Consider the following 22,264-nt stretch of genomic DNA (forward strand, 5'->3'; position numbering starts at 1 on the left):
AGACCCCTCTGAAACTATTTGAATCAGAGAGGTCTTTTCTTGATATTTTAAAAAATAATACTTACTTCTTTACTAGTTTTGCTTCAATTGATTCTCTTGAATCCAGGAGTTAGTAGCAACACGATACATCTTGATACCGGTCTTAGGATTTACTGCCCGGCGGTCAACAACCCACTTACTATTAGCATCGAGAACGGCACCAGTAACGTTACCATTGTTGTCGTAAACAGTTGCTTTAGTAGTAGTTGTGACACTGGCACCTGCTAAAAATGAAGCCCAAGGCAACGCATCGTTAGCTGAAACAAAGCCATTAGTACATACGTGATAGTAATAGTTACCATCAATGACAGCAATCAAATCAGAGATCCAGTTACTGTTTGGTCCTAAGGCTAGATCAGTCCGCTTGTTGCCATTGCGGTCATATAAAACAGTAACGGCATCTTTAGTTGAAACTCCACCACGAAGATCGACAGTTACACGGTTGGCGTTATTAGCGTAATCGGGATCATTCTTGTGTGAGTCAGCCAAATCATATTGCGAAACGTTAGCATAATCATTGTTATTTGTTAGGTAATATGCGTAAACATCACTTGGATCGTATTTACTGTATGCAGCTTGATCATTTCCCATTTCTTGAGAGAAATAAATCATTCCATTACTAGAAATACTTACCCCAACTCCAACGTAATTAATGTATGGATTGAGCATGTTCTTACGGTGACCATAATTTGGTTGACTATCATACATTTCCGCATAAAATTCATGAGTCATCTTTTGAGCAATGACTGTGGGATCAGTTGAGCCGATCATCGAATAAGGCATTTGAGCGATATTTTCTTCCGCCGTCAGATTATAAGGATACATCTCAGCTGAGTTCCAGCCAGCATGGTTATCTACTCCACCGCCATTGATAAAGGAATCAGTTCTCTTTTGAGCGTAATTGTTCAAAATATTTACTGATGTCAATGGTGACAAACCATTTTGAGCTCGCAAACGATTTAACTCAGCCAGCATGGCTGCTTTAACAGAAGCGGTATCAATGTTTTGATATCCAGATTGGGTACTGGCATTAGTGGAATTATTAGTACTGCTACTATTAGATGAACTAGTATCAGTTGAATTAGCTGTACTCTTGGTGGTTGATGCGAGATTTGAATCGGCATTAGTGTTAGTCTTATTAGGTGTGGTTACGCTGGTTGTCGTGCCATCAATACTAGAATCGACATCAGCTAAAACAACGTTACCTCCTAAACTTGTAGCAAGCAGTGCACTCGCAGCCACTAAAATTGCGGCTCTTTTGGTTTTTGAAAACATGATACTACTCCCCTTTTCACTGTAGAAATCATTACTAGGTTTATTTTAACTCACTAAATACATTAATAAACTATAATGACAAGTTTATAATATCTCAGCAAATAAAAAAACTTTTTTACTCTTAAAGTATAACTTTAATTGACATAGTTTGGAATAGTAAACGGTTTAAAAAAATACCCAACAAAAATTTCTTTTTGTTGAGTCACAATAATTTCTTTAAGATTTATCAAAATCACGAATCCAGGCTACGGCTAAAGCGCCTTTTCCTAAATGAGCTCCAATGACAGGTCCAAAATATGAACGGTCTAAAGTTGCGTCTGGATAATGTTCATGCACTTCATCTGCCCAACGGTCACCAGCTTCTGGATCATCAGCGTCAAGAACTAATAATCTTAAAGGATACGGACTATCGTTCATGGCTTGGCTGAGCTTTTCTTCGGCTTTGAGCTTAGCCTTCTTCATTGAACGAACTTTGTCGTAAGCGACGATTTTGTGGGACTGATCATCAAACTCTAACAAGGGCTTGATATTTAAAACCGTTCCAATTACGGCAGAGGTATTAGATAAACGGCCGCCCTTGACGAGATTTTTCAAATCATCAACGACAAAAGATTCTCCAATAGATGAACGTAAGGCATCTAAGCGATCGATGATCTCTGCAAGTGGTTTATCTTCTTGAGCCATGCGGGCTGCTTCTTGAGCTAAGTATCCCATCAAACGAACGGTGATTTGGGAATCGTAAACCACGACGTTGATATTTTCAATTGTTTGAGCTGCACTCTTCAAATTATTAACGAAGCCAGAAATCGTGCTTGCCAAATGGATTGAAATTACGGTATCATAACCTTCTTTAGCCAATTTATCATATACCTTCATCATTTCGCCAATGGAAGGTTGAGCCGTCGAAGGTAATTCGGGTGACTTTTGAAGCATATCGTAGAATTCGGATGTTGTAATATCAATGTCTTCACGGTATGTTTTAGTATTAAATACTACCTCGATCGGCACAACTGTTATATTATATTTATCGACTATCTCTTGTGGCAAATAAGATGTACTATCTGTTACAATGGCTATTTTCATAAATTTATCAATTCCTTGTTTGGTTACGTATAATGATTGTATAACCATTAGATTATATCATATTCACGCTATTTTATATTTGTTAGGGATTAAAAGTTTCAGAAATTGTAATGTAAATTAAGAAAGGAAGTAAAATATGTCTTTTGATGGAATGTTTACCCATGCGATGGTAGACGAATTGAATCAAAACTTGAAAGGCGGTCGGATCAGTAAGATTCAGCAACCTTTTGCCAACGAATTGATCTTAACGATCCGGAGCAACCGAAAAAATCGGCAGCTCTTATTATCAGCCCACCCTTCATATGCTCGCGTTCAGATCACTGACCAACCTTTTGCTAATCCAGCTAAACCGTCAACGTTTGTAATGTCATTGCGAAAATACATTACCAGTGCGATCGTCCAAGATTTTCGCCAATTAAATAATGATCGGGTAGTTTCAATCGACCTTTCAGCTAAAAATGAATTAGGCGATATCCATGACTATACTTTGATCACGGAAATCATGGCCCGACACAGCAATATCTTTTTAGTGGAAAAAGCCACTGATAAGATTGTTGATCTGATCAAACGAGTTTCGCCGGAAAATAATAGTTTTCGTGGTCTGTTGCCTGGAGACGATTATAAATTGCCACCAACCCAAAATAAAATCAATCCCTTTTCGACTACTGAGACGGATTTAACTGGATTGACCGCAGCCGATATCAGACAAAAGTATGAAGGAATCGGAATCGACACTTCCAAAGAATTAGTGCAAAAAGTGGCCAATGGTCAAAACTTGAACGACTTTATCAAAGCCTATCAAACCCAGATTCACCCTAATACAGCCAATAATGACAAACACAAACTAGGTTTCTTCCCAATTGCGTTTGAAAATACCACCACCCAGGTTAACGAATACGATTCACTCAGTGAGTTGCTCGATAATTATTACTTGGACAAAGCTCGCCTTGACCGCATTGAACAACAAACTAAGAGCATTACTCATCGTCTTAGCATTATTTTGAAAAAAGATAAGTCTAAAATCAAGAAGTTGAATCAACAACTGGATTCAACTGATGTGATGAACAAATATAACCTCTACGGCGAACTTTTGACCACATATATGTCGAAAATTCAACATGGTTCTAGCAAAATCACTTTGACTAATTATTACAATAACGAAGAAGTAACTATCAAGCTCAACCCAGAATACTCACCTTCTTTGAACGCTCAAAGCTACTACAAGAAATATCGTAAGCTTCAAAATTCGATTCCTCATATCAAAGAACAACTGGAAATCACGACTAATGAAGTCAATTACCTTGAATCAGTCTTGGCTTCCTTGGAATATGTGGATATTGACGATGTTGATGGTATCGTTGAAGAATTGATCGACTCCGGATACATTAAGAAGAAGCGTAAGAATGCTCCTAAAAAGCGCAAGAAAAAAATCGGTGAAAACTTCCAAACTTCAGCCGGTATCGAAGTCACAGTTGGTAAAAATAACCTTGAAAACGACCAGTTAACAATGAAACTTTCACAAAAGAATCACTACTGGCTACACGTAAAAGGCATCCCCGGGTCACACGTTATTTTAAAGGATAGTGATCCTGACCAACAGTCAATCACTGAAGCTGCTACGATTGCAGCCTACTATTCTAAGGCTAGAGATTCTAGCAAAGTACCAGTCGATTATGTCCAGATCAAACATATTAGAAAGCCTAATGGTGCTAAGCCTGGCTTTGTAATCTTTGAAGGTCAAAAGACGATCTTAGTCGATCCTGACCGCAAGTTAGTAGAAAAGTTACGCGTTAAATAAAAATAAGCCACGGCGACTGATTATTCAATCTTCATGATTTGAATAATCGATCAGCCAGTGGCTTTTATTTTTTCTTAGGACGTAATTCTTTTAGTTTCGCTTGAGCTTCTTGTTTATCTAGCAACTGATAACGTTTATCGTCAATTGTTAACAAATACTGTTCATCAAAATTATCAAAGATTTTTTCAAGCGACAGGTCATCATCGATCTTGTTACCAAGCAATAACTTCACTAAGGTATCTAAAACATGAACGGAACTAGCTAGTTCGTGGCGAATAATATCGTTGGTCATCCCCCGATACTTCTTAGTTACTAACCAGTGATCGTGATTTAAGATCATCTCAAAATTGAAAATATCCACTTGGTTATCTTCTGCCAACTCCTGATTGATTAAATTAGCTACCTCAGCTCGATCTTCTGCTGTCATGAAGTTATTGATCGAACTCACTTCATAGATATGTTTGTCTCGTTGAGCACGATAAATTACTGATGGGGCTAAATAATTTTTCCCATCACTGACGACCATTACTCTGAGAATTGAGTCACCAGTGAGGTCCATATTTTTGATCTCTTGGGCGCTGAATTGAAAGACATGACCATCTTCAGTATTTACGATATTTTTCGAAAGGTCGATGATATTCAAGACATTTTCACGCTTGATCAGATCCAAACTCTTCATTTCCATGTGCGGGTCATCAATTTCGACAACTTTGCGTCGCATTGACAACGGAGCATTCCATGGTTCACGGCCAATGATAATGGGTTCAAGTCCATTTTGATCGATTGACTTGGCTAATTGGAACAAGACAAATTGCCGAATCATGATATCGGTTTTTGAAGTAATGATCGGCGTGCGGACAATGATTTTCTTTCTGTCGCTGAGTTGCAGTTCATTGCTGATACCACTGGTAACAAAATAATTGTGATTGATATATTCATTGTTTGCGACCGACACAGCCCGTTTATTTTTAACTACTGTTCGGGTCACGATATCGGAACTATCTAACAGTAATTTACTGTGACCAACCCCTTTAACACCCATATTGACCATTCGTTCAACATTGTTGCCATCGATCTCGCCTTCTCGAATGATCAGACTATTGTCGATGATGTTTTGCAGAGCTTGTAAATATGGCAAATTGACCCCGGTAATCTCTGAAAGCATAGGCATTTCAAATTTCCGCCGCAAGGCTTCTGACAAGACATCTAAAATCCAGCTCGTCGGATGGATGATCTTTTCAAACAGATCGTCATCGTCTAACTTGCGTAACTGATTATAACGGTCAAAGTTGTTGTTCAATTTATCATTTAAGGCCCCCTTATTGAGCACTTCTTCCAAACTAAAACCGTTGACCACAATACTAGAATCTGAGGTCTTACTTGGTCCCAAGTAAATTTGCTCATCTGACTTCCATTGTGGGAATCGGGAAGTTAAATGGTCGACAAATGGTTCGGCCGCCCCATTAAAAGGATTTCCGGCGTCTAGTTGTAATTTATCCAAATGATAACCTAAACACAATTCGACTACCGCCGTCGCGATGGGATAACTTGTCGCATATTCCAAAAACTTCGTTTCTTCACTCAAACGAGGAATAAATTCCGTAATATAAGATTCATTCGTCGTATGGTTGTATGCAAAATGAACTGTGCAGACCCCAATGATATTGAAGGCTCGAGCCAGTTTTATCGAAAAGTTTCTTAAACGTTGCAACTTCGAATCATTCAATGAAATAGCTGGCGAGACTAAGTTAGAGTCCAAATGGTGAATACCGATGGGTTCGATATCTTCAATTGTGCCAATCAACGCCGAATTATCATAGCGGTCACGTAAAATTGTGAATGAATACTCACTGAAACCTCTGATGCTTCGTTCAATTTCAATCTTACTGTCGGAAATATCTTCCATGGCCATAAAGTTATCGAGTTCAAACAGATTATTAATATTAGTCCAGCCACTCGAATGGCGATTCGAATAACGTCGACGAGCGATTATCGGAAACCCGATTGAACGGATAAAACTGTAAATTTCTTTTTCATCATCTGAAGAAACAAACTTGATTACTGGCAAGTGAGCTTTGGTTAATTTTTTGATGAAAAGTTCCCGTTTGAAGGTTGCTAAAGAAGCAGAGAAACTGGCCCCTAAGACTTTGGTATTAGCTAGTTTACCGTTCAAACTGGAGACGATTCCTAAAGCATTCCGATCGCCGACTGTTGGTAAGATAGCGTCGGGATGGTACTTCTGCACAAAATTGAGTACATTTTCACCGGTAACTTTTTCGACTACCGTCTTATCAAAGAAACTACCTGACGATAATAATGAGGTTGGATCTTCGACGATAATTGAGGTCTTGTAACCCAATTGGTGCAAAATATCGACGGTATCATAAAGAGCGGTCGAAAGATCAACATTTTTGTCGCTGCTCGTCGGACCGATAATTAAGATAGTATGTATATCATCTAAATCCATTGATTTTTAGCTCCTTCTTGCTTCTTGGCCGATTCAACTAAGTCGATAAATTCATCAAAAACATAATAGCCATCAGTTGGTCCAGGAGCTGCTTCAGGTTCAAAAAGTACCCCCATAATGGGCAAGTATTCATGACGAATTCCTTCGATCGAACCATCAGCAACACAAACATTCGTAACAATGAAGTCCGAGCCACCGATAAATTTTTCGTCCAAGGTATAAGAATGATTATGATTGACAAAATCAATTTTGCCACTGGCAACTTCTTTAACTGCTAAAGAAGATTCATGGTGTGGTTCTTTTAATTTGGCTATTTGGCAATCATTGGCCAAGGCAATCAACAAATTGCCCAAACCGATGCCTAAAATAGGATAACTCTTTTGTAAAGTTTGAATCGTTTGAATCACTTTCGGTAGATCTTTGGGATCACCAGGTCCATTGGAAAAGATCATTCCATCGGGATGGAGGTTTTCGATTTCTTTAACACTCGAATTGTAATTAACAATGATTGAATTGCAATCTCGATACGACAACTGGCGCAAGATCGAATACTTTAACCCTAGATCGACGATGACGATTTTTAAGCCCATGTTTGGATTGGGATAAGATTGTCTCGTCGAGACCCGTTTAACTAAGTCTGGTGGCAAAACTAGAGCTTTGATCTGGTCGATTGCATGTTCATCGTGCGTGTCCATAATACTGGCCTTCATCTCACCATGTTCAGCAATATGTTTAGCTAAAGCTCGTACGTCAACATTTTTAATGCCGGGGATCTTCAGACTTGTAATCCAATTTTCAAATGGAATTGAACCATCAACCGTCGCTAAACTAGAGGAGCCGATGACGACACCTTTACATTGTGAGTTGATTGATTCATAAAAATCACGGTTTATCCCTGAGTTACCAACTGAAGGAATTGTGAAAGCCAAAATCTGACCCTCAGTATCTGGATCAGTAACGGATTGCTCAATTCCTGTACGATTATTTGAGATTACCAACTGTCCCGTGGTAATGATAGAAGATCCAAAGCCTTCACCAGGAAAGACCGTACCATCTTCTAAAATTAAATAACGTTTCATTACTAGCAACTCCTCAAATTATTTATTCGATTTCGATTTTATCTTCGCCATCGATCTCTTTCATCGATACCTTGATCTTTTCCTTTTGAGAAGTTGGAATATTCTTGCCGACAAAGTCAGCTCTGATCGGTAATTCACGGTGACCACGGTCAACTAATACCGCCAAAGAGATTTTCTTGGGACGTCCAGCCGACATCAAAGCATCCATAGCTGCACGGATGGTTCTGCCTGTATAAAGAACGTCGTCGGTTAAAATAATATGTTTATCATTTATATCGATATCTAATGGTTGCGTTTTTACGGCTGAAATATCTTTTTCCTCGTGAGTTTGATCATCACGATAAGGTGTGATATCCAATTCTGCCACTGGAATTTTGATATTTTCTAATTGTTTCAATCTGGATTCAATTCGGTGGGCCACAAAAACACCCCGAGTTTTGATCCCTACTAAAACAAGATCGTCGATTCCCTTATTTCTTTCAATAATTTCATAAGTGATCCGGGTCAATGCACGTGTCATTGTTTGACCATCAATAATTTCTTTAGCCATAATTTTCCCTACTTTCAAAAAAGCACTCACAAAGTGAGTGCTTTTAGTTTTTCATCGCACACAATTCTATTGTTAGATTATAGCACGAGCTTACGGCTGTCAATGTCGTAATTGTTCTAACGTGTCTAAGAAAATCTTTGGTGGTTCCACGGAAAATTCCATCCACTGATTCGTTCTTGGATGAACAAAGCCTAATGTCTTAGCGTGTAAAAATTGTCCATGTCCAGGCAAAGTATTCTTTGGTCCATACAAGGGATCTCCAGCAACGGGATGTCCGATATATTGCATATGAACTCTAATCTGATGTGTTCGACCAGTTTCTAATTTCAATTTTAAAAGTGAATAGTTCTCAAATTGCTCTAAGACCGTGAAATGTGTCACCGCATTTCGACCATCTTCAACCACTGCTTGTTTCTTACGATCAAACTTGGAACGACCTAGTGGCGCATTGATCTTGCCGGTCTTCTCTTCAAAGTTACCATGAACGATTGCTAAGTACTCGCGCAAATTGCTCTTATCTTTAAGCTGCTTCATCAAAGATTGTTTAGCAAGATCGTTTTTGGCAATCATCAACAGGCCCGAGGTATCCTTGTCGATCCGATGCACGATTCCTGGTCGGATCACGTCATCGTCATTGATCTTACAATGATATAAGATAGCGTTGACTAAGGTTTTATCAGGATGACCAGCCGCAGGATGGACAACCATTCCTTGAGGTTTATTAACCACGATCACATCGTCATCTTCATACACTACATCAATAGGAATGTCTTCTGGAATCGCCTTGATTGGTTCCTCCTCTGGGACATTGACTAATAATTTGTCACCTAAAGTTAACTTAGCACCAGTCTTAATAACAGCTTGGTCGTTAACCAAGACGTCACCATCTTTAATGAGTTTTTGAAGACGTGAGCGGGTCATTTCTGGGATCTGTTCGCTCAAAAAGGCGTCCAAACGTGTTTTTTTAGCTTCTTGATATTCTAATTCATACGACTTACTGATTATTTTTCTCACCTGCTATTTGGATAATTAACGACACCACGATTAAGATAACTCCGACAGTTATAAAAGTATCGGCTAAATTAAAAATTGGGAAATTGATGAAGTCCAAATTGAACATATCAACTACAAAGTGTCTTGTAAAACGGTCAATGGCATTCCCAACTGTGCCGGCTAACAAAAAGATCAACGAAAAACGATAGAGGTATTCTTTTTTATCAGCTTTGACAAATAAATACATCAACACGCCCACTGCAATGATAGTTACTAAATAGAAGAAAAGCATCTTCCCTTCTAACATGCTCCAAGCGGCACCAGTATTGGTAATATGCGTGATCGACAATAACCCCGGGATAAAATCGTGGATTGTACCTGGAGCGATATTGGTGTAAACGTAATATTTCAAACTTTGGTCACTGACGACTAAGACTGCGAAGAGCAGCCAATAAATCAACTGCACTAGAATAGTCCCCCAATTGTTCCTTCATTATCGACATCCATTCCTAAAGCGGCTGGCTTTTTAGGCAAGCCTGGCATCGTCATAACATTACCTGTCAGAACAACGACAAAACCGGCTCCTAACTTAGGTACGATATCTGTGACATGTAAGGTGAAATCACGTGGAGAACCAAGTTGTTTAGGATCGTCGCTAAGTGAATACTGAGTTTTAGCGATACAGACTGGCAAATCGTCCCATGCTTGGTCTTTTAGAATCTGTAATTGTTTCTTAGCCTTACTACTATATTCGACATTATTGGCACCGTAGATTTCAGAAGCAATCGTCGCGATCTTAGCTTCAGTTGTCTCGCCGTCTTCATAAAGTCTTGTATAATTAGCTTCTTTTTCTGTGGCCTTGATGACCGCTTTGGCTAATTCTTGACCACCTTTGCTACCGTTGTGGTGAATTTCAGCTAATTGAACATCAACTCCGACTTCGTCACAAAGTGATTCTAAGAGCTTGATCTCATTGTCAGTATCTGTTTCAAATTTATTGATCGCTACCACAACGGGAATGTGATAGTAGCGCATATTTTGAATATGACGTTTCAAGTTCTTGAATCCTAGATTCAAAGCATTCAAATCTTCATTCTTAATATCATCGAGTTTTTGACCACCATTGTATTTCAAGGCTCGAACAGTCGCCACGATCACAATTGCGTTTGGCGCATAGTCTAGTTTTGGTGTCACGATATCAAGAAACTTCTCGCCACCAAGGTCAGCTCCAAATCCGGCTTCGGTAACGGCATAGTCACCTAACTTCATCGCTAGTTTGGTAGCTAAGATACTGTTACAGCCATGGGCAATGTTTGCGAATGGACCACCATGAATAATAGCTGGAGTATTTTCCAAAGTTTGAACGAGATTAGGCTTTAAGGCGTCTTTCAACAAAACAGTGATGGCACCTTCAACTCTAAGATCTCTCACGAAAATTGGCTTTTTATCGTAAGTATAGGCAATCAAAATATTGGAGATTCGTTCTTTTAAGTCATCAATGTCTTGAGCAAGACATAAAACAGCCATTAATTCACTCGCAACAGTGATTTCAAAGTGATCTTCCCGAGGAACAGAACTGAAAGGTCCACCTAAACCGATCACGATATTTCTTAAAGAACGGTCGTTAATATCTAACGCACGTTTCCAAACGATTATTCTTGGATCGATATTTAAATCGTTGCCTTGGTGAATGTGATTATCGATCAAGGCTGCCAAGGTGTTGACCGCACTAGTCAATGCGTGCATGTCACCTGTAAAGTGAAGGTTAATATCTTCCATTGGTACAACTTGAGCGTAACCACCACCAGTGGCTCCACCCTTCATACCCATAACTGGTCCTAGTGAGGGCTCACGTAAAGCTAAAACAGTCTTTTTGCCCAATGATTGTAATGAATCAGCCAAACCGATAGCAACCGTCGACTTACCTTCACCGGCCGGTGTAGGATTGATCGATGTGACCAGAATCAATTTACCATCGTCTTTTTCCATACTTTTAAGAATACTTCGGCCAGAAAACTTAGCTTTGTAATGGCCGTATGGTTCAATATCTTCCGGTGTTAAACCGACCTTTTGAGCAATTTCGTTAATGTTTTTCATTTTATCGTGCTCATTTATTTGAGCAATTTCGATATCACTTGGAAATGACATTGCTTTCACCCGCTTCTTCTTTGATAATATTTAAAATTCCCTTAGTAGAAGTAATCTCAAATGGAAAGAAATCATGATTATTGAAATCAAACTTCAAAGTCCATTTATTTGCCGTAATATTAACATTAGTCTGTTCAAAGACACGTGTTTTATAATATGGTTCTTTGATGATTACTTGGTCAGCAGTTATCTTGATCCAAGAATTAGTTATAATATAGAAAACATAAGCCGCATCGACTATCCAAACTAAAAATGGAATGATGCTGAAACTCATTATCTCTAATTGTAAAATAATTCCTAAGCAAAACAAACTTAACGCTATCGACCACATGATGATACCCCATGCCCCAGTTGGTTGAACGAAATGTTTCTTTGACATAATTTCTCCTGAAAGGTTCTAAATAATATGATTAAATTGTACACCGATGCTGGACTAAATACTAATCTAAATCTTGGTGTAGTAGCATTTGTAATAACAAAAAATAAGGATACTTATAAAGAGGCTCTCCAACATGATAACCTAGATAACCACTATTTGGAATTTTTGGCATTAAAACTTGCCCTAGATAAGATTATAACCGAACGGTGGAATGATGAGATAGTTTTTATCCATTCTGACAGTCAGATTGTGATTGACAGTTTGGATAAGCACTATTCCAAGCATTACCAACCGATCCTTGATGAAATTTTAATCGACCTCAATCAGTTTCCAGGCTACTTTGCCAAGCATATTGCAGACAAAGATAATCGCCAAGCTCACACGCTCGTTCACCAAAAAATGTTAAAGATTCGTTCAAGTGAAGATAAATAGTTTCTGATTTTCACAAACTGTGCTACGATAAAAACGTTTCCAAATAGTTGAGGAGGTTTATTCTATGTACTACGTTGTGATGAAAGATCGTGATATTCGTGATAATTTGGCTACAGAACAATATTTGATGAATAATGTAAAATTCGACGAACCATTAGTGCTATTTTATATTGAGAAACCTTGTATCATCGTTGGCCGTAACCAAAACACGATGGAAGAAATAAATAGTGATTATATTAAGGAACACAATATCACTGTTACTCGGCGGATCTCTGGTGGCGGTGCCGTCTACCAAGATCTTGGCAATCTATGCTTTAGTTTTGTGGTGGACTCAGATGATAAGAACTTCGGTGATTTCAAATCATTTACACAACCTATCATTAATGCTTTGCATGAAATGGGAGCCACAACTGCTGAAGTTTCTGGTCGAAATGACTTATTAGTTGATGGTAAAAAATTCTCTGGCAATGCCATGTACTCTAGAAATGGTAAAACATTCTCTCATGGTACTCTATCACTGGATGTTGACTTAGACGTTTTAACTAAAGCTTTACACGTCCAAAAAGATAAGATTGCTTCTAAAGGAATCAAATCAATTCGCAGTCGTGTAACTAATTTGCGCCCTTACTTAGCTCCTGAGTACCAAAACTTAACTACTGAACAATTCCGTGACCGTCTATTGTTGGAATTATTCCATGCTAATGATTTAGCTGAAATTAAAGACCGTGAATATATTGTGACACCAGCTGATCAAAAGGAAATTGACAAGATCAAGGAACAATATTATTACAATTGGGATTGGGTTTATGGCAAATCTCCAGCATTTACGGCCAAACAGAGAAAACACTTCGATATGGGAACTGTCGATGTCAGATATAATGTTGAAAACGGTAAAATCGAACATGTAGAAATTTACGGTGATTTCTTTGGTATGAAAGATGTGACCGATATTAAAGACAAATTGCTGAATGTTAAATTCGACCGTGACGAAATCTTGAAAGTTCTCGATCAATTCGATTTAGATGATTATTTCAAAGGCATTCCTAAGGAAGATTTAGGTAAACTCTTTACTCCTTAATCATTGTTAGCAAAAAAATAAAGAAATGAGAAATATATTCTCGTTTCTTTATTTTTTTTGCTATGATTATTGTTATTGAGGAGAAAAAAATGATTAATGAATTAGTATTAAATTCCAAAATACAATTGATCGACATTCATTCCGAAGACAGTTTATCAGATGATGATCGAAGTATTTTAATTGAAAAGTACAACTTAAATAACGAAATTTTAGATTACGCAGATGATGATAATGAACGCGCTCGATTTGAATACGATGAATTGACTAATACCTTTTTGATCGTTTATAACGTTCAAAACGAAAATGAACAGACCGAGGATCTGTCACAAAGGGTATTACCAATTTCTTTTGCCATCAAAGAACAACAATTGTTTTTGTTTACCAATGATGCCACCCACTACATTAAGGATTATTTGGTAAATGCCAAGTACCGTCTCAGTGAGGGAACGCAAAAGGAAATATGGGAGTTTATTTTTAACACCTTGGATCAAATTTCTAGTGACTATAGCGATAAAATCAGCGAAACTGACGGTCAAAGAAATCATATTCAAGCTTTGATCAAGAAACACCATTCATCAGAGAATCAGATCCTAGAATTGGCTGACTTAGAAGATTTAACGACTTATTTGAGTACGGCGATCAATGGTAATCTAACCGTCATCAAGCAGTTACAAATGACTGCCACGGGCAATTCTCAATCGTTATCTTTTAGCCAAACCACACGGGAACATTTACATGATTCCTTGGTTGAAATTGAACAGATCAAAAACGAAGTCGACCTTTCTGCTGATATAATTGATCGTATTTCTAACACTTACAACAATATTTTGAATAATAGAACAAATACGACCATGAAAGTACTGACAATTTACACAATTGTTCTCAGTATTCCCACGATCGTATCTGGTTTTTACGGTATGAATATGAAATTGCCAATTGCTGACCAAGGTTGGTCTTGGGTCTTTTCATTAATCATCACGGTTGTTATTATTTTAGTAATTCTTTGGGACTTGCATCGCCGGGATAGCCTTTAATGCTTGTTAGCCCAGTATTGATAAAGGTCAGTTCTTAAAGAACCGTTGTAAAGCTTACGCTTCTTGGTTGCTTTTTGACCATAATAAGTTTCAAATTCAGTATCACTAGTCAAAATATACTTATTCCATGTGGGAGCGGTCGCAAAGACTTCTCCCATTTCTTTGTATAGTCTACGGACATTTTCCATATCGCTCATTCTTTGGCCGTATGGCGGATTAGTTATGATCGTTCCAAACTCGCCTTCAATTTTCAAATCTTTAACGGCAATTTGCTTAAATTGAATGTCGTGCAAAACTCCGGCATCATGGGCATTCAATTTTGCCACATCGATCATTGAGCCATCGATATCACTAGCAAAAATATCTAAGTCGATATCTTTTACACCTGCTTGAGCCTCTTCTTTGAGATTGTCGAGGATCTTATTATCGAACCAATCGAAGTCTTCAAACAAGAAATGACGTTGGATGCCGGGGGCAATATTCTTAGCCAAACGAGCAGCCTCAATTGCAATTGTACCGGAACCGGTTGTTGGGTCCATGAAAGGATCTTCTGCGGGATGCCAGACAGTTAATAAAATCATGGCGGCAGCGAAGTTTTCTTTCAAAGGAGCAGCACCGTGTTCGATTCGGTAACCACGTTTGTATAATGATTCGCCAGTTGTATCTAAAGTAACTTCAACTAGATCTTTATGAATACGGGTTTCAATCTGAAATTTAGCCCCTGTTTCAGGTAAACGTCCTCGACGCATGAAAACATCGGCCATCTTATTGACGATGGCTTTTTTGGTGATGGCTTGAATATCACGTTCCGAATGAAGTTGTGATTTAACCGTCCGGGCTTTAATTGGAAAAGCTGCATTTAGAGGTAACCAATTATCCCAATCAATTGCATAAACTTTGTCAAATAGCTCTTCGAAAGTCGTTGCTTTAAAGCTGTCGATCAAGATTTTAACTCGATCAGCACTGCGGAGCCACAAGTTAGTTCTGGCAATATCTTCATATTCGCCTTCAAAATAAACTTTACCGTTCTCAGTTTTAGTTTTATATCCTAAATCTTGTAATTCTTTAGCTGTTACAGACTCAAAGCCACTCGACATCGTCGCAATTAATTTCATATTGTTCCTCTATTTTTTATTTTTTTAAATTTTTGTATAAAAAAAGGACGAACAAGTCGTCCCTTTTGCCTCGATAAACTCCTATAGGCCACGTTCTGTTCATGTATTAGGATGGCGCCCTAATACAGTTAGTAATCATCTATCTACAATTAAGTCTTCACAGTAGATTCAATTCTCGTTGTGAAGCGCCCCTACCAAAGTTTGGGTTGCCCGCTTGCGGGGTTTACCTCGTTCCACTATTGCAATTTCTCGCAATAATACGTCTCTGTGGCACTTTCAAGCTATTCACACATAGTCAAAGACCTTAGTGCTTTCGCTGCCGTTACCTTAAAAGGTACCTTGGCTTATTAGGCCAAGCACAAACACTGCCAGCATCGCAGCTCGCGCGGGCGTGGACCTTCCTCAGCCTAGATAACTAGACCGCGATTACTCGTAATTTACCGACTTAAATAGTATACACTAAAATTGGTTAGAATTGTTAGAATTATTAAAATTTCCATTAAAATTATTTTGAGATGGATTTGATCCATTGTTCATAGGACGATTTGCTTGGAAATTATTTGAATTTTGATTTTGGAAACCATTATTCAGGTTGTTTTGGTTCATACCTGGATTGATTTCAGTGTGACCACTTTCGAAGCCATTGTGATTAGCCATATTATTTGGCACTGCAGCAGAAGCAAATTGTTTAGCATCATTATCTTCTGGAACACCATTAGCAAAATCATGACCAAAGACACGCTTCTCAAGATTTGATAAACGTTTCAAAATATCATAATTCTTTGAGGCTTCAGCTGTAGCACTAGTTGCTGGCTTAGGCTGAGCCGGTCTCATATGATTATTTGGTCTGGCTTGTTGAAAATTTGGACGATTATTCATCGCACCGTTGCCACGATTGTTCATCAAACTTTCATTTTCGCTCTTTAATTGGTCGATTTCATTGATAAATGTTTCGTAATCTTTAATGATGCCATCAAGGAATTGATCAACTTCCGTTGGATCATAACCACGCATTTTAGTCTTGAATTCTTTTTGTAAAATGTCGTTTGGTTGATAATTGATTGAAAAATCATTACCATTTCCATTACTTGCTTGTGGCTGTTGGTTCATTGAATTATTCATGTTGTTCATTTTTAAACACCCCAGTGTTAATTATTGTCAAATTCTTGCTTCTCTTAGCTATCATACAACATATTAGCAAAGTCTTGCATAGAATCAAAATCAATGAGTTCTAATTGGTAATCAATACCCCGAGCTTGGTAGTTTTTGATAGCCTCATAATCATACTTAGGTTTGCCACCACTATCAGGATCGTAGAAGATCAGCGCCCCATCGGTATGTTCTAACATAAACTCCTGCCATACTTTTAATTGCCTAGGATTATAGTAACTCATATTAGAAATTTTATTAACATAGTCCGCATTTCTTAAAAAAACATTTAACAATAGCTGATTGTTCTCATTCCATTGGCTGCCAAATTTAGCAAATGGTAGCATTACTGCATGTTTTATATTATAATCTTTTTTCTTAACTTGTTGTACAGCTTTCCCAACAATTTGTTCAGTCCCCATTTGCGCACCAGTAATCACCCATTCTAGGCCGTCTTCGGCATAACTGAGAATACGTTGTTCAAAAAAGTCTTGAATAACTTTTGCTTTTGGGTCATTATCTTTAAAAATACCTAGTTCATAAGATCGGTAACCAGTGATCCATAAATTTTTAATCATAAAGAACCTCCCTAATAATGATTCTCTTTACCATCATGGTATAATTTGCTCAGTAGGAGTTGATATTTTGAAAATAAACTACCCCGATGGTCAAATTTTTAACCGTCCATCGAATCTCTCCAATAAGGCATCTACCGATACCACCGCTAAGAAAAAAATGATTTTTGGCGATCGTGGAATGACTCTTGAGGAAGAAATTAATGAAAGTAATAAGTACTATCGAGCTCATGAAATTGCAGTGATCTACAAAAAACCAACACCTATTCAGATCGTAAAGGTCGATTATCCTAAACGTAGTCGAGCAGTTATCAAAGAAGCTTACTTTAGACAAGCTTCGACAACGGACTATAATGGTGTTTTTCGTGGTCATTACGTCGATTTCGAGGCTAAGGAAACTAAGAATAAAAATACATTTCCATTGAAGAATTTTCATCAACATCAAATCGATCATCTTCGCTTGTGCCAAAAACAAGGTGGCATCTGTTTTGTCATTATAAAGTATGTGACCTTAAAACGCTATTTTGTAATGCCAGCTGATGATCTATTTGAACATTGGGATGCGCAAAAACATGAGGGGGCCAAATCAATTCAATTAAACGATATCGTAAATAGTTCAATTGAAATTAAGGCTAATTACGATCCTACTTTACCCTATATTGATGCCGTACAGCAGCTAATAGAAAGTGGGAAGGAGAAATAATGAATAATAAAAATATCTTTACCTTCAAAAATATCTTAAAGTGGCTTGCTTCCATATTAGCCGTTTTAGTCGGAATATTTTTGTTTATCTTCATATATTATGCTTTTAGTGCTCCAGCCGTCAGTCAAGAAAATCTTCAAAGTGGCGGTTCGTCGACGATTGTTGATTCGACTGGTAAGACCATCGCTTCACTCGGAGACAATAAAAGAAATTATGTGACGATTGATAAAGTTCCACAGCAGATGCAAGATGCAGTAGTTTCTATTGAGGATAAGAACTTCTACAACGAGCCATTTGGTATCGATCCGGTTAGAATCGCAAAATCGGCTTTTAACAATGCTACTACGGGTACTTTACAAGGTGGAAGTACCTTGACGCAACAATTGATCAAGTTGACTGTCTTCTCCACAGACACGAAAGATCAAACATTTAAACGTAAAATGCAAGAAGCTTGGCTGGCCATGAGGGTCAGTCAAAAATTCTCTAAACAACAGATTCTCGAATTTTACATGAACAAGGTCTATTTGAATAATGGTATTTATGGTATGGAGACCGGTGCAAAGTATTACTATGGAAAAACCTTAAAACAGCTTACTTTGCCGGAAATGGCAATGCTTGCTGGTTTACCTAATGCTCCTAGTAACTACGATCCTTACACCCACCCTACCGAATCAAAACAACGTCGGGATCTAGTTATTCGGGCGATGTACGAAAACAACAAAATCACTAAGGCTCAAGCTGATGCAGCTATTAACACGCCAATCAGCTCTGGCTTACAACCATACAAGAAAGTCTCAAATAGTAATAATGAAAAACGAATTGTTTCTGATCCATATATTAAAGAAGCTATAACGGAAGTTAAGAAAAAAGGCTTTGATCCATATCGAGATAATCTAAAAATTACTGTCAATATGGATTACGATGCTCAAAGACGTCTTTATAACATCGTGAATACTTCTAATTACGTCCAGTTCCCTGATTCTAAAATGCAAGTTGGAGCAACTATCGTTAACCCTAACAATGGTAAAGTTGTTGCCATGATTGGTGGGCGTAACTTGGGTGATATTCAATTTGGTCTTAATCGGGCTGTTCAAACTGGCCGTAGCAATGGTTCAACTATGAAACCTATCTTAGACTACGCTCCAGCAATCGAATATCTCAATTGGTCAACTTACCATCAATTGGAAGATACGGAATATACTTATCCCGGAACCGATATCCAATTGAAGGATTGGGATGAACAGTACGAAGGACAAATGAGTTTAAGAAAAGCTCTAGTCAATTCACGAAACGTGCCTGCAATCAGAACTCTTTCAACAGTTGGTTTTACTCGCGCTAAGAGTTTTGCCAAGAAACTTGGTATCACGATTGGAAGTGACGAAGGACTATCAGCAGGTATCGGTAGTAAAGTATCTTCACTTCAAGGTGCTAGTGCTTATGCGGCCTTCTCTAACGGTGGAACGTACTACAAGCCATACTATGTTTCTAAGATCGAGACCGCTGATGGAATCGTTCATAACTACGATAAGTCTGGTACTCAAGCCATGAAAGATTCGACTGCTTATATGATCACCGATGTCTTGAAAGGTGTTCCGGCAACCTATGCAACTTACGCTAACATCTCTGGCTTACATCAGGCTGGTAAGACGGGTACAACTAATTATTCCAGCGAGGCAATCGCCTCAAATCCTGCTCTAAGTGGAACTGCAATGGATTCTTGGTATAACGGTTATACCAAGAACTATTCAATGAGTGTCTGGACAGGTTATGATTCTCCAAACGAGAGTGGTATTTCTTCAAGCGAACAATCGATTGCCGGCAAGATTTACAAGGCGGAAATGAGTTACTTAGCTAGCCAAACTAACAGCAACCCTAACTGGAAGAAACCTAGCTCGGTTGTTTCAATGATGATCAAGAACTCTGGATCAACTACACCAGTAGTCGCCTCCCCTAGTTCAAGTTCATCTAGTTACACTAAAGAATTATTTGTTAAGGGTCATGCACCAAATAATCCTTACAAAGATTCCGACTACAGTACAAGTAGCGCCACGGGCTCAAGCAGCAATGAAGTGACAACAAACCGTCCTTCAAGCAGTACTTCAGAGTCTTCAACGGATGAGAATAGTACAACTAATTCTGATGGCAATACTGAAACTGGTACTGGTTCAGATAATCAAAATACAACGAATAATTCAACTGATAATTCCAACAGTTCTGGCAACACTAATACTGGTAATACCGATTCCAATACTGGTGGGACTACTGGTAATAACAACGGTTCAACTGGTGGCAATACCGGCGGTACAACTGGTGGTGGTTCCTCTGATGGCAACTCTAGTGGTTCGACCGATGGTGGAACGTCCAGCAATGGTGGTTCATCAACTAATGGTGCAAGCACGAATAGTGCGACCGATTCTAATCAATAAGTTGATTTATCTGTAATTAATAGCGACAAAATAGCCCTTGATTCTTCGGAATCAAGGGCTATTTGAATGCATTCAAAACTTAATTGGCTTCATTTTCGGTGTTCAGTCGGTCACACTCAATAATCAATTGATTAGTTTCTTTAGCAGGATCAAGTTTCATAGAATACTTACGGCCATATTCAATCATCGTATGATGAGCTCAATGCAATTCTTGTGGTTCCATGACCGAAACGATCTTTTTTTCAACTTCCAAAGGACTAGCCTTCTGGTCGACAAAATGCAGACGCTTTGAAATAGCTGAAACGTGTGTATCCACGGCAAATGTTGGCTGATTAAACACGTCACTCAACACGACATTAGCTGTCTTTCGACCCGCTCCAGGAAGTGCCATGATGCCGCTTCTAGTTTCTGGGACGACGTCATTAAGCTCTGTGTGGACGACTGCGGCAGTTTTAATGATGTTTTTGGCCTTGTTGTGAAAGAGCCCAACACTCTTAATAATTTGTTCCACATCCGCAATATCAGCCTTCATCAGGTCCTTTGGTTCAGAATATTTGGCAAATAAGACTGGAGTAACTTTATTCACCGAAACATCAGTTGCTTGAGCACTTAAAATTACCGAAACCAAATACTGAAATGGTGTGCGGGAATCAAGTGATGGCCCGACTGGTCCAATATCCTCTTCCATTTGATGAATTGCCCAAACAATTTGTTCATCTTTTAACATTAATAACCCAACTTCTTTCGCCGTTCTTGCAGTTGTTCTGCATATTTAATGTTGCTCTTTTCCCAACTGATCAAAATTCGATCCATATATTTCAATGAATAAGCTTGATTCAAAACTGCCTCTCGTAGCGACAAACTAATTAAGTCGATACTGTAATGGTCGTCGTCGATCCACTGATGAATCTGTTCTTGCTCAATTGGAGACAGAGGCCGCCCAAACTCAACTTCAATCTGTTTGAATAATTCTTCAGTTTCAGACATCAATTTATCCTTTTGATTCGATTGCTGTTCTTGAGCTAATAAATTCTTGATTCGATGATAGATTGGTGTTAATGAATAGAGGTCACGCTGCTGGTGATGATCCATTACGGTTTTAAGTTCAATGATTCCTAGTTTGATCATCCCTTGAATGATGGCGTAGATCGTCGTCTCATCAAGTCCTGTATCGACAGCTAAATCAGCTGCCATCGGAAATGTGTTACCCTTTTGAGCATACATGGACAAGGCCAAATAAACTATTAGATCCTGTTCTGTCATGCCTAATTTGTGATAATTTTTGAGAATTAAATTGTTGATAGTCGTTGAACCACTGTCAACAAAGTCATTAAATAATTCATCGTTCATTTTATATTTTACTCCGCTGAATAAAAAAAGCCCGAGAAACCAAATTGTCCCGACTTTTTTTATGTTTTAAATATTATTGATAATCTGTTTACTCTGACCAGTTCGAAAATCGATTAGATTATAACCGATGCTGCCATTCTTATTCTCAAACGCTACTTCCCAAGTAGGTTTATTTTTATATAACCCTAAATTAACATGGAGGATCTTTTTGGCATTATATTTGGAAATTACTTCGTCCATCACGGTTTGACGAACCGGAGCATTATTCTTATTGATGATTTCTGTTTTACCAGACTTAGCATTGATAATTATGTAGCGATATTTTTGATTTTTAGTTAAACCACCAACAGAGTAATACTGTTTATCACGCGTATAGTTGCCAAAATAATCCGGCGTAACAATGCCTGCTCGGTCCTTAGCGATTTGATTAGCCTGAGACTTAGCACTCGAATATGGTGCAAACGAGAGATTGATATAAGTTAATACCGAAACGACTGCAAGTGCAATCAGCGAGATAGTCAATAAAATTTTTGTGCTTCTATTCATAATACGTCCTTTTTCTAATTAACAAAAATAGTATAGCAATAATTT

At 38.2% G+C, this 22,264-nt stretch carries 19 protein-coding genes, 1 other RNA gene and 2 pseudogenes; 6 read left to right on the forward strand and 16 right to left on the reverse strand.

Annotated features, from left to right (window positions below; all coding sequences use genetic code 11):
• Positions 1 to 72: 72 nt before the first annotated feature.
• Together ACG72T_RS07210 and ACG72T_RS07215 are read right to left on the reverse strand one after the other, a co-directional pair.
• Positions 73 to 1,314, reverse strand: coding sequence for a CAP domain-containing protein (locus ACG72T_RS07210; RefSeq protein WP_395265509.1), 1,242 nt, complete (start codon positions 1,312 to 1,314; stop codon positions 73 to 75).
• A 216-nt stretch (positions 1,315 to 1,530) separates the two neighbouring features.
• The gene (locus tag ACG72T_RS07215; protein WP_395265510.1) at positions 1,531 to 2,397 is read right to left on the reverse strand and encodes a DegV family protein; all 867 of its coding nucleotides are present in this window, start codon (positions 2,395 to 2,397) and stop codon (positions 1,531 to 1,533) included.
• A 136-nt stretch (positions 2,398 to 2,533) separates the two neighbouring features.
• Between ACG72T_RS07215 and ACG72T_RS07220 the strand changes: the two genes are divergently transcribed.
• A complete protein-coding gene (locus tag ACG72T_RS07220) occupies positions 2,534 to 4,195 on the forward strand; it encodes an NFACT family protein (RefSeq protein WP_395265511.1) in 1,662 nt (553 codons plus the stop codon).
• A gap of 64 nt (positions 4,196 to 4,259) precedes the next feature.
• On the opposite strand, the gene ACG72T_RS07225 is transcribed toward ACG72T_RS07220, so the two are convergent.
• The 7 genes from ACG72T_RS07225 to ACG72T_RS07255 form a co-directional block, all read right to left on the reverse strand.
• On the reverse strand, positions 4,260 to 6,662 hold the full coding sequence (locus ACG72T_RS07225) for a carbamoyl phosphate synthase large subunit (protein ID WP_395265512.1): 2,403 nt from the start codon (positions 6,660 to 6,662) through the stop codon (positions 4,260 to 4,262).
• Entirely contained in the window at positions 6,653 to 7,741 is a 1,089-nt protein-coding gene (locus tag ACG72T_RS07230) for a carbamoyl phosphate synthase small subunit (RefSeq protein WP_395265513.1), read from the reverse strand. The genes ACG72T_RS07225 and ACG72T_RS07230 overlap by 10 nt, the downstream gene beginning before the upstream one ends.
• 22 nt (positions 7,742 to 7,763) lie before the next feature.
• Positions 7,764 to 8,291 carry a bifunctional pyr operon transcriptional regulator/uracil phosphoribosyltransferase PyrR gene (gene pyrR / locus ACG72T_RS07235; RefSeq protein WP_395265514.1) on the reverse strand — a complete coding sequence of 176 codons (528 nt, stop codon included), beginning with the start codon at positions 8,289 to 8,291 and terminating at the stop codon, positions 7,764 to 7,766.
• 99 nt (positions 8,292 to 8,390) lie between these two features.
• Positions 8,391 to 9,293 (reverse strand): RluA family pseudouridine synthase, encoded by a 903-nt coding sequence (locus tag ACG72T_RS07240; protein WP_395265617.1) that lies wholly within the window; start codon positions 9,291 to 9,293, stop codon positions 8,391 to 8,393.
• Positions 9,286 to 9,750 carry a signal peptidase II gene (gene lspA / locus ACG72T_RS07245; RefSeq protein ID WP_395265515.1) on the reverse strand — a complete coding sequence of 155 codons (465 nt, stop codon included), beginning with the start codon at positions 9,748 to 9,750 and terminating at the stop codon, positions 9,286 to 9,288. The genes ACG72T_RS07240 and lspA overlap by 8 nt, the downstream gene beginning before the upstream one ends.
• Complete coding sequence (locus ACG72T_RS07250; RefSeq protein WP_395265516.1) at positions 9,750 to 11,432, reverse strand: formate--tetrahydrofolate ligase; 1,683 nt, start codon at positions 11,430 to 11,432, stop codon at positions 9,750 to 9,752. The genes lspA and ACG72T_RS07250 overlap by 1 nt, the downstream gene beginning before the upstream one ends.
• Entirely contained in the window at positions 11,416 to 11,811 is a 396-nt protein-coding gene (locus ACG72T_RS07255; protein ID WP_395265517.1) for an EbsA family protein, read from the reverse strand. Before ACG72T_RS07255 ends, ACG72T_RS07250 begins: the two co-directional genes overlap by 17 nt.
• A gap of 27 nt (positions 11,812 to 11,838) precedes the next feature.
• Between ACG72T_RS07255 and ACG72T_RS07260 the strand changes: the two genes are divergently transcribed.
• The 3 genes from ACG72T_RS07260 (at position 11,839) to ACG72T_RS07270 (ending at position 14,355) form a co-directional block, all read left to right on the forward strand.
• The gene (locus ACG72T_RS07260) at positions 11,839 to 12,243 is read left to right on the forward strand and encodes a reverse transcriptase-like protein (RefSeq protein WP_395265518.1); all 405 of its coding nucleotides are present in this window, start codon (positions 11,839 to 11,841) and stop codon (positions 12,241 to 12,243) included.
• Positions 12,244 to 12,307: 64 nt separating this feature from the next.
• The gene (locus ACG72T_RS07265; RefSeq protein WP_395265519.1) at positions 12,308 to 13,321 is read left to right on the forward strand and encodes a lipoate--protein ligase; all 1,014 of its coding nucleotides are present in this window, start codon (positions 12,308 to 12,310) and stop codon (positions 13,319 to 13,321) included.
• Positions 13,322 to 13,410: 89 nt separating this feature from the next.
• Positions 13,411 to 14,355, forward strand: a complete 945-nt coding sequence (locus ACG72T_RS07270) for a magnesium transporter CorA family protein (RefSeq protein WP_395265520.1) — start codon at positions 13,411 to 13,413, stop codon at positions 14,353 to 14,355.
• Here ACG72T_RS07270 and ACG72T_RS07275 read toward each other — a convergent pair.
• The 4 genes and pseudogenes from ACG72T_RS07275 to ACG72T_RS07290 form a co-directional block, all read right to left on the reverse strand.
• Entirely contained in the window at positions 14,352 to 15,470 is a 1,119-nt protein-coding gene (locus tag ACG72T_RS07275) for a class I SAM-dependent RNA methyltransferase (protein WP_395265521.1), read from the reverse strand. The genes ACG72T_RS07270 and ACG72T_RS07275 overlap by 4 nt on opposite strands.
• 79 nt (positions 15,471 to 15,549) lie before the next feature.
• Positions 15,550 to 15,908, reverse strand: an RNA gene (gene rnpB / locus ACG72T_RS07280) — RNase P RNA component class B.
• Between the two features lie 291 nt (positions 15,909 to 16,199).
• A pseudogene (gene gpsB / locus ACG72T_RS07285) lies at positions 16,200 to 16,580 on the reverse strand (cell division regulator GpsB); the annotation flags it as partial.
• A 65-nt stretch (positions 16,581 to 16,645) separates the two neighbouring features.
• Positions 16,646 to 17,197, reverse strand: a complete 552-nt coding sequence (locus ACG72T_RS07290) for a DUF1273 domain-containing protein (protein WP_395265522.1) — start codon at positions 17,195 to 17,197, stop codon at positions 16,646 to 16,648.
• A 67-nt stretch (positions 17,198 to 17,264) separates the two neighbouring features.
• On the opposite strand from ACG72T_RS07290, the gene recU reads away from it, so the two are divergent.
• Together recU and ACG72T_RS07300 are read left to right on the forward strand one after the other, a co-directional pair.
• Positions 17,265 to 17,897, forward strand: a complete 633-nt coding sequence (recU, locus tag ACG72T_RS07295; protein WP_395265523.1) for a Holliday junction resolvase RecU — start codon at positions 17,265 to 17,267, stop codon at positions 17,895 to 17,897.
• Positions 17,897 to 20,323, forward strand: coding sequence for a PBP1A family penicillin-binding protein (locus tag ACG72T_RS07300; RefSeq protein ID WP_395265524.1), 2,427 nt, complete (start codon positions 17,897 to 17,899; stop codon positions 20,321 to 20,323). The genes recU and ACG72T_RS07300 overlap by 1 nt, the downstream gene beginning before the upstream one ends.
• Positions 20,324 to 20,402: 79 nt before the next feature.
• Here the strand turns inward: ACG72T_RS07300 and nth are convergent.
• From nth to ACG72T_RS07315, 3 genes and pseudogenes are all read right to left on the reverse strand, one after another.
• Positions 20,403 to 21,050: pseudogene (nth, locus tag ACG72T_RS07305) on the reverse strand (endonuclease III domain-containing protein).
• Complete coding sequence (locus tag ACG72T_RS07310; protein WP_395265525.1) at positions 21,050 to 21,673, reverse strand: DnaD domain protein; 624 nt, start codon at positions 21,671 to 21,673, stop codon at positions 21,050 to 21,052. The pseudogene nth and the gene ACG72T_RS07310 overlap by 1 nt, the downstream one beginning before the upstream one ends.
• Before the next feature lie 66 nt (positions 21,674 to 21,739).
• Positions 21,740 to 22,219, reverse strand: coding sequence for a DUF5590 domain-containing protein (locus ACG72T_RS07315; protein ID WP_395265526.1), 480 nt, complete (start codon positions 22,217 to 22,219; stop codon positions 21,740 to 21,742).
• Positions 22,220 to 22,264: the final 45 nt, after the last annotated feature.

Origin of the sequence: Companilactobacillus sp. FL22-1, from assembly GCF_043951805.1 — a bacterium.
GTDB lineage: Bacteria > Bacillota > Bacilli > Lactobacillales > Lactobacillaceae > Companilactobacillus.